This is a genomic window from Pseudomonas sp. V98_8 (assembly GCF_029967975.1).
Lineage (GTDB): Bacteria > Pseudomonadota > Gammaproteobacteria > Pseudomonadales > Pseudomonadaceae > Aquipseudomonas > Aquipseudomonas umsongensis.
The window spans coordinates 1-8,227 of sequence record NZ_JASCAE010000009.1 but is presented as its reverse complement, the minus strand read 5'-3'; the positions used below and the strand labels follow the sequence as shown (position 1 = coordinate 8,227).

7 protein-coding genes are annotated in these 8,227 nt (G+C 61.4%); 4 read left to right on the top strand and 3 right to left on the bottom strand.

Annotated elements, in window-relative coordinates:
* Positions 1–168: 168 nt before the first annotated feature.
* The gene (locus QLG10_RS07700) at positions 169–873 is read right to left on the bottom strand and encodes a YebC/PmpR family DNA-binding transcriptional regulator (protein ID WP_008063883.1); all 705 of its coding nucleotides are present in this window, start codon (positions 871–873) and stop codon (positions 169–171) included.
* A gap of 225 nt (positions 874–1,098) precedes the next feature.
* On the opposite strand from QLG10_RS07700, the gene tssI reads away from it, so the two are divergent.
* Positions 1,099–2,511 carry a type VI secretion system tip protein TssI/VgrG gene (tssI, locus tag QLG10_RS07695; protein WP_282486551.1) on the top strand — a complete coding sequence of 471 codons (1,413 nt, stop codon included), beginning with the start codon at positions 1,099–1,101 and terminating at the stop codon, positions 2,509–2,511.
* Between the two features lie 4 nt (positions 2,512–2,515).
* Here the strand turns inward: tssI and QLG10_RS07690 are convergent, their stop codons facing one another.
* Entirely contained in the window at positions 2,516–3,847 is a 1,332-nt protein-coding gene (locus tag QLG10_RS07690; protein WP_110754363.1) for an MFS transporter, read from the bottom strand.
* Positions 3,848–4,115: 268 nt separating this feature from the next.
* Here QLG10_RS07690 and QLG10_RS07685 point away from each other — a divergent pair, with 268 nt between their 5' ends.
* On the top strand, positions 4,116–4,988 hold the full coding sequence (locus QLG10_RS07685) for a LysR family transcriptional regulator (RefSeq protein WP_020800256.1): 873 nt from the start codon (positions 4,116–4,118) through the stop codon (positions 4,986–4,988).
* A gap of 104 nt (positions 4,989–5,092) precedes the next feature.
* Here the strand turns inward: QLG10_RS07685 and QLG10_RS07680 are convergent, their stop codons facing one another.
* The gene (locus tag QLG10_RS07680; RefSeq protein ID WP_020800255.1) at positions 5,093–5,956 is read right to left on the bottom strand and encodes a LysR substrate-binding domain-containing protein; all 864 of its coding nucleotides are present in this window, start codon (positions 5,954–5,956) and stop codon (positions 5,093–5,095) included.
* A 109-nt stretch (positions 5,957–6,065) separates the two neighbouring features.
* Between QLG10_RS07680 and QLG10_RS07675 the strand changes: the two genes are divergently transcribed.
* On the top strand, positions 6,066–7,175 hold the full coding sequence (locus tag QLG10_RS07675) for a 2-aminoethylphosphonate--pyruvate transaminase (protein ID WP_188264978.1): 1,110 nt from the start codon (positions 6,066–6,068) through the stop codon (positions 7,173–7,175).
* A gap of 152 nt (positions 7,176–7,327) precedes the next feature.
* The gene (gene phnX / locus QLG10_RS07670) at positions 7,328–8,155 is read left to right on the top strand and encodes a phosphonoacetaldehyde hydrolase (protein ID WP_110754367.1); all 828 of its coding nucleotides are present in this window, start codon (positions 7,328–7,330) and stop codon (positions 8,153–8,155) included.
* Positions 8,156–8,227: the final 72 nt, after the last annotated feature.

Below are 8,227 nucleotides of genomic sequence, written 5' to 3'. Positions count from 1 at the left end.
CCCTTGGTTACTTGGGGCTTTTCCAAGTGACTCGCTGTAAGAGCGAAACCATAAGCGGCCGTTACCGCAGGAATGGATATGTACGCAGTCAACAAAACATAGGTCGGCCTTCTCCGGCAAAGCCTGGCTCCTACGGGGTTGTTTTTTCAGTCGCCGCGAGGGCGCAAATCAACCCGCCAGGCCGACAAACATATCCTGCACGTCATCATGGTTATCGAGCCCTTCAAGGAACGCTTCGACCTCAGCCATTTGCTCGTCGCTCAGGCCGCTGACCGGGTTCTTCGGCTGGTAGCCCAACTTGGCCGACAACACGGTGAAACCTTGCTCAGGCAGGGCTTTTTGTACCGCGTCCAGGTCCGTAGGTTCGGTCAGGAACAGCGTCGCGCCGTCTTCGCCTGGTTCGAAATCCTGGGCACCGGCTTCGATGGCGGCCATTTCCGGATCGGCATCGGGGGTGTCCGGCGAGGCCTCGATCATGCCCACGTGGTTGAAGTCCCAAGCCACCGAACCGGAAGCGCCCAGTTGGCCCTTGCGAAAAGCAACGCGGATTTCAGCGACGGTGCGGTTGATGTTGTCCGTTACGCACTCGACGATCAGCGGTACCTGGTGCGGCGCGAAGCCTTCATAGGTCACGCGATGGTATTGCACGGTTTCGCCCAGCAGACCGGCGCCTTTCTTGATCGCGCGATCCAGGGTTTCCTTTGGCATCGAAGCTTTCTTGGCCTGTTCGACCACCAGACGCAGGTGTGCGTTGGTGGCGGTATCGGCACCGTTGCGCGCAGCAATGGTGATTTCCTTCACCAGTTTGCCGAAGATCTTGCCCTTGGCATTGGCTGCCGCTTCTTTGTGTTTAACCTTCCACTGTGCGCCCATTACTCACTCTCTTGTCTATGGCGCCGAAACATCTATTGGCCGACGCATGGCGCCAAGTTTATACGGCCTAAAGTTGGCAATCGACCAAAAAATCTCAGGGTCATCCAAGGATCGGCATCTTTACCGATGGTTGTAGGGCAATTCTGAAATTTGGATTGGCGATGTCCACAAGGCATGCGGGTTTCGTACTCTCTGTGGCCGTACTCCATGGTAGAAACACGTCCGATGCACAACGACAAGGAAAGTCCCTACACCCTGACACTCCTCGACGACCACCTGAGTTTGCAAGTTGTGCAGTTCAGTGGGCACGAGGCCCTCAACCAACCCTATCGATTCGATATCGAAGTGATCGGCCTGGCACCGGCCCTCAACCTTGAACGGCTTCTGCAACAATCGGCGTTGCTCGACCTTGGGCAAGGCCAGGGCATTCATGGCGTATTGCACAGCGCCAGCTGCGAACACCGGGGGCAAGGTCGGGTGAGCTATAAACTGGTCCTGGTGCCGGCCCTTCAAGCGCTGGATCGATACCCATCGCGGCGGATCTTCCAGCACCTCAGCGTGCCGATGATCCTGCGCCAGCTGCTGGAAGAACATGACCTGCCCGCCGACAGCTATCGCCTGGAGCTGGCAGACGGGCTTTATCCCCTGCGGCCTTTTTGCATTCAGTACGAGGAAACCGACTTGGCCTTGCTGCAGCGCCTGTGCGAGGAGGAAGGCATTCACTATCACTTCGAACACCGGCGTGACGGTCATGTACTGGTGTTGGCCGACGACAACATGAGCTTTCCCCAGGAGCCGCTGCTGATGCCTTTCCAGGGCGATGAACCAGGCGATGGCACCACGCCTGTGATCAGCGAGTTGTTCCAGCGCCATGACTCACAAGCCGTTTACCCACGAGTGGCGGCGAAAAATCGTGGGATTGCGATCGATGAAGGCGCGGCCAATCACGCTTTTTCCCACACCTGTGTACCCCGCCCTTCCCAGGAGCAACGTCATCGAGATCAACTCGAGCGCCGCGACCTGCAGCGTATGCGTTGCCAGCAATTGCAGCTCCACGGAAAAAGCAATCAGGGCCTGTTACGCAGCGCACGCATCGTGCAGATAGCCGAGCATCCCGTGCCGGGGTTCAACGACCAATGGCTGGTCTGCCAGGCACGGCATCATGGCCAGCAGGGTTCGATCCTGTCTCAGGACAGCATTGCCCGGCGTTATCACAATCAGTTCACGGCCATTCCCTGGTCGACGGTTTTTCGCCCACCCCTGGACCAGGCCAGGCCGCGCATCCCTGGCTTCCAGCCCGCCCGGGTCCATGGCCTGCCCGGGCAGCACGCAAAACAGGATGATCAAGGCCGCCTGCTGGTGACTTTGTGGCCAGGCAGGGAGGTCGATCCCAAGGCGAGCACCGGCCTCTGGCTGCCTGTCGCGCTGGCGATGTCCCCTGCCCCCGGGGAACCGAGCCAGCTGCCAATGGCCGGCAGCGACGGCTGGGTCAGTTTTCTCGACAGCGACCCCGACCGACCGGTGTTCTGCGCCAGCGGTGGGCAGCTGCGCAGCCCGCCAGCGGTACGCACCGACACCCGCCACAGCGACACCCGCCTGCTGCTCGACTGGCTGATCAATCGCACCGACCCCGAGTGACCGTTCAGGTGCGCAGGGTTTTTATGGTGATCGCCTGATTGGGCACGCGGGCCTTGTGGCTACCTTGGCCCGCAGGGCGGCTGTTCCAGTGCGGGATGAGTACCACGGCAGAGAACAACGCACAGCCGGCAAAGACGATGAAGACGGTAACGCTGTCGAAGTAGCCTGGCAGCAACCCACCGAGAATCGCCCCGACCGAACCGCAACCGTTGACGAACCCCGCTGCCGTAGCACCCGCCTTGGCGGTGCCGAAGTCGATGGCGGCCGCACCGCTGATCATCGAGTCAGGTCCGTAGAGCGTCAGGCCCATGAAGAACAACAGGGCCACCACCAGCACCACGCTACCGCTGTGCAGCGCACCCATGAAAAACCCCAGGGACACGGTCAATGCCAACAGGCTCAGCACGCAGGCTGGCATGCGCCGGGCGCCGAACAGTTTGTCCGAGGCCAGGCCGAGCATGATCGGCCCGAGCAAGCCGGCCAGTTCGAACGCGGTAGGAATGATCGCCGCGCCGACCTTGCCCACCGAGGGCATCTGTTCGAAAACGATCACCGGGCCCCAGAGCAGAATCGCGTAGCGCGCCGGCTTGAGCATGAAATACGCCAACCCCAGCACCAGCACCGTACGGTTGCGCAGGATGTCCTTCAACGGCTCCCACAGGCTGATCTTGCTTTGGGCATGGGCCTCCTCGACGCTCAGCTGCGGCTCCGGCTCCGGCTCAACCGCCGGCAAGCCGACGTCTTGCGGTGTATTGCGTTGGAAAATAAAAAACAGCACGGCGACCAGCCCAACCACCGCCGCACTGGAAATGAACGCCGCATGCCAGCTGCCGATCAGCGTATAAGCCCACCAACCGGCAAACGGCGATGCCACCAGGCCACCGAAGGCGTAGCAGGAACTCCACAGGCCCAGCACCTGCCCGCGCTGTTGGGCGGGAAAGAAACTGCCAAGGTTCTTGCACAACCCCGACCAACCGGTGGACTGCGCCAGGCCTTGGATCAGCATGCAGGTGGCGAAGATCGGCAAGGTGGCGAAACTGCCCATCACCAGTGCCGCTGCGGCGGAAATCAGCAACCCTCCCAGCACCACCACCCGCGGCCCGAAGCGGTCGGCCAGGATGCCCCAGGTGAATTGGCCGATGGCGTAGGCGGCCAGGTAGATCGCGTCGAGGTTGGCCATGGCCATCTTGTCGAGCATGAAGGTCGGGTCTTCGCCGATGCCGAGCTTGGCCACGGAAAATGCTTTGCGGGTGAAGTAGAAAGCGGCGTAGGCAAGCCAGGTGATCGCGAAGATCTGCACGCGCCAACGTTTGAGGGTGCCGATGTGCTGGTTCATTGTGGTTCTGACCTCAGGGTATGAGTGTGCCGGCAGATCTGAAAGAAAACGCCTGTGTTCTTATTGTTGAGCACTGCGAAATCACCTTGTCCCCGTGGGCGATTCCGGTCAGATGAGTCCTGTGTCCTGCACGCAAGGGCTCATGGCATCCGCGCTGTTCGACCGAGCAGTCACGGAACCTGAGATCAATAGAAACAATTACTGATTAATAAGTGAAATCGCTTTATCGTATTTCCAAAATAAGCGCAGCTTGTTACTGGAGATTCCCATGTCGGTTTCCCACGCCCAACTCAAAGCCTTCCATGCCGTGGCTGTGCATGGCAACTTCACCAAAGCCGCCGAACGGTTGTTTCTCACCCAGCCTGCGATTTCCGACCAGGTGCGCAAACTCGAAGAACGCTACGGTGTTTTGCTGTTCCACCGCAACAAACGCTCGGTACGCCTCACCGACCTGGGCGAGCGCTTGTTGAGCGTCACCCAGAAACTGTTCGTGATCGAAGCCGAAGCCCAGGAATTGTTGCAGGATTCCCAGGCATTGCAGACCGGCAGCCTGATTCTGGCGGTGGACGCGCCAGTGCATGTACTGCCACAGATCGCGCGCTTCTGCGAACGCTACCCCGGCATCAGCGTGAAGATCGAAACCGGCAACACCGATGAGTCGCTGTTCCGATTGTTCAATTACCAGGCCGACCTGGCGTTGCTCGGTCGCGAGGTGAGCGACGAACGATTGATCTCGCTGCCGCTGCGCAATGACCCGATGGTGGCATTCGTGTCGCGCAATCACCCGTGGGCGGATCGCCAATCCATCACCCTCGCGGACCTGGATGACACGCCGCTGGTATTGCGCGAAATCGGTTCGGTGACCCGTCAGACCCTGGAAGAAGAAATGGCCGGGGCGGGGTTCCGCATTCGCCCTGCGATCCAGGTCGAGGGTCGGGAAGCCGCCCGTGAGGCGGTGGTGGTGGGAATCGGGATTGGCGTGGTCTCGGCGGCTGAATTCGGCGCCGACTCACGGGTATGCGCGTTGCCGATCACCGATTGCAAACGGCGGTTGACGGAAACGCTGGTGTGTTTGCGTGAACAGAGCTCGCGGCGGATTGTGGCGACGTTTCTGGAGATGGTTCGCGAAAGTCTGGTGTAGGCAGGCCAGGCCCCTTCGCGAGCAGGCTCGCTCCCACAAGGGATTTGTGTCGCACACAAAACCACTGTGGGAGCGAGCCTGCTCGCGAAGGCAGACGAGTCGGTCTACCTGGAAGGCGCCAAGCCGAAAAACGCCTGGATCAAACGCAAGTCCCGCCGCCGCTCCATGCACCCCATCATGTGCCGATTGACCAACCCCTCCCCGATGATCGGCACCGCCGCCACCCGCGGGTCATGGCTGACCTCCACCGACGACACCACGCCCACGCCCAGCTCGGCAGCGACCGCCTCGGTCACCGCTTCGCGGCTGTCCAGCTCCAGCAACACCCGCGGATTGACCTTCGCCTGTACGCAGGCGTCATCGAAGGTACGCCGGGTGATCGAACTCGGTTCACGCAACACCATGATCACCTGGTCCAGATCCTTGAGCGGTACGCCTTTGGTGCGCCGCGCCCAGGGATGCCCCTCGGGTACCAGCGCGCATATCCGCGATTCGCTCAGGGCCTGCAAGTGCAGGCCCTTGCGCGGTTCGACCTCGGTCAGTACCGCCACGTCGGCATGCTCGGACAACAACGCCGCCAGGGTTTCCTGGGCATTGCCCAAGCGCAGGTTCACGGTGATCCCCGGATAACGCGCACGCAGGCTCGCGAGCATCGGCATGACCATGTGCGGACCGTCCGCCGCCACTTCCAGGCGCCCGGTCAATAACTGCCGGTTGGCCTCCAGCATCGCTTGCGCTTCTTCGGCCAGACCAAACATCGCCCGGGTGATCGCCGCCAGTCGGGTGCCCTCCTCCGTCAGCTCCACCCGTCGCGCGGTGCGGCGCAACAGGGTGATCTGGTAGTGCTCCTCCAGCGCCTTGATGTGCCCGGTGACCGCCGGCTGGCTGATGAACAGTCGAGCAGCGGCGCGAGTGAAGCTGCCCTCACGGGCCACGGCATCGAAGGCACGGAGCTGAAACAGGTTCATGAATAAGTCTCACTGATGGCTGGCATAACGACAAACAATTTGATTGATAGCTCGGCAAATTGCAATTTAAGCCCCGTAGCTTGATCCCATCGATTGCGAGGACACGAGAATGAGTACTGCCGCCCCCATCCTGCTCACCCCCGGCCCGTTGACGACGTCGGCCCGCACCCGCCAGGCGATGATGGTTGACTGGGGTTCATGGGATGACCGATTCAACCAGTTGACCGCCAGCCTGTGCGACCAACTGCTGGCGATCATCAACGGCGCGGCCAGCCACCACTGTGTGCCCCTGCAAGGCAGCGGCACCTTCGCCGTGGAAGCGGCGATCGGCACGCTGGTGCCACGCGACGGCAAGATCCTGGTGCTGATCAACGGTGCCTACGGCAAGCGCCTGGCGAAGATTTGCGAAGTGCTGGGCCGCTCGTTCAGTACGTTCGAGACCGCCGAAGACGAACCGACCACCGCTGCCGACGTCGACCGCCTGCTGCGGGCCGACGATGGCATCACCCACGTTGCCCTGATTCACTGCGAAACCAGCACCGGCATCCTCAATCCGCTGCCGGAAATCGCCCAGGTGGTCGCGCAACACGGCAAACGCCTGATCATCGATGCCATGAGCTCCTTCGGCGCGCTGCCGGTGGACGCGCAACAGGTGCCGTTCGATGCGCTGATCGCCGCTTCCGGCAAATGCCTGGAAGGCGTACCGGGCATGGGGTTCGTTTTCGCCCGCAAAGAATCCCTGGCCAACGCCGCCGGCAACTCGCACTCCCTGGCGATGGACCTGCACGACCAGCACACCTACATGGCCAAGACCGGGCAATGGCGCTTCACCCCGCCGACCCACGTGGTCGCCGCGTTGCACGAAGCCCTGCTGCAATACAACGAAGAAGGTGGCCTGCCAGCCCGCCACCAGCGCTACGCCGCCAACTGCCAGGCCCTGATGGAAGAGATGGCCGCGCTGGGCCTGCGCAGCTTCCTGCCGGCCGCCATCCAGGCGCCGATCATCGCGACCTTCCATGCACCGAAAGATCCGCGCTATCAGTTCAAGGCGTTCTACGAGCGGGTCAAGGCCAAGGGTTACATCCTCTACCCCGGCAAGCTGACCCAGGTCGAGACGTTCCGCGTCGGCTGCATCGGCCATGTGCAACCTTCGCAAATGCGCGAAGCCGTGGCGGCGATTGCCGAGGTGCTGCGCGAGATGGAAGTCCTCGAGATCTAACCTCCACCACTTTCCCCTGTGGGAGCGGGCTTGCTCGCGAAAGCGTCCTGGCATTCAACGATGATGTCGACTGACACTCCGCCTTCGCGAGCAGGCTCGCTCCCACAAAAAGCAGCTCTCCATTTAGCCAGTTGCCACAGGACTTGATCACCATGAACTACACCACCCCAACCAAACTGCAAGCCGCCATCCTCGACTGGGCCGGCACCGTGGTCGACTTCGGCTCGTTCGCACCAACGCAGATTTTCGTCGAGGCGTTCGCCGAGTTCGACGTCCAGGTCTCCATTGAAGAAGCCCGTGGCCCGATGGGCATGGGCAAGTGGGACCACATCCGCACCCTGTGCGATCAGCCGCAAGTCGCCGAGCGCTATCGCAAGGTATTCGGCCGTACGCCCACCGACGCTGACGTCACCGCCATCTACCAGCGTTTCATGCCACTGCAGATCGAGAAAATCGCCGAACACTCGGCGCTGATTCCCGGCGCCCTGGACACCATCGCCAACCTGCGCCAACAGGGGATCAAGATTGGCTCCTGCTCCGGCTATCCGAAACAGGTCATGGATAAAGTCGTCGAACTGGCCGCCACCAACGGCTACGTGGCCGACCACGTGGTCGCCACCGACGAAGTGCCGAACGGCCGTCCATGGCCAGCACAGGCATTGGCCAACGTGATCGCCCTGGGCATCGACGATGTCGCCGCTTGCGTGAAGATCGACGACACCGTACCGGGCATTCTCGAAGGCCGTCGTGCCGGCATGTGGACCGTGGCGCTGATCTGTTCGGGCAACGCGCTGGGGCTGGACTATGAAGGCTATCGCGCCCTGGACAGCGACACGCTGGACAGCGAACGCAAGCGCATCCACGCCTTGTTCGAAGGTTCGCGCCCGCACTACATGATCGACACCATCACCGACTTGCCAGAAGTGATTGCCGACATCAACAAGCGCTTGGCCAAAGGCGAGATGCCGCAAACCAATTGACTCACCGCCCCCCTTTGTAGGAGCTGCCGCAGGCTGCGATCTTTTGATCTTAAAAAGTCAAAAGATCGCAGC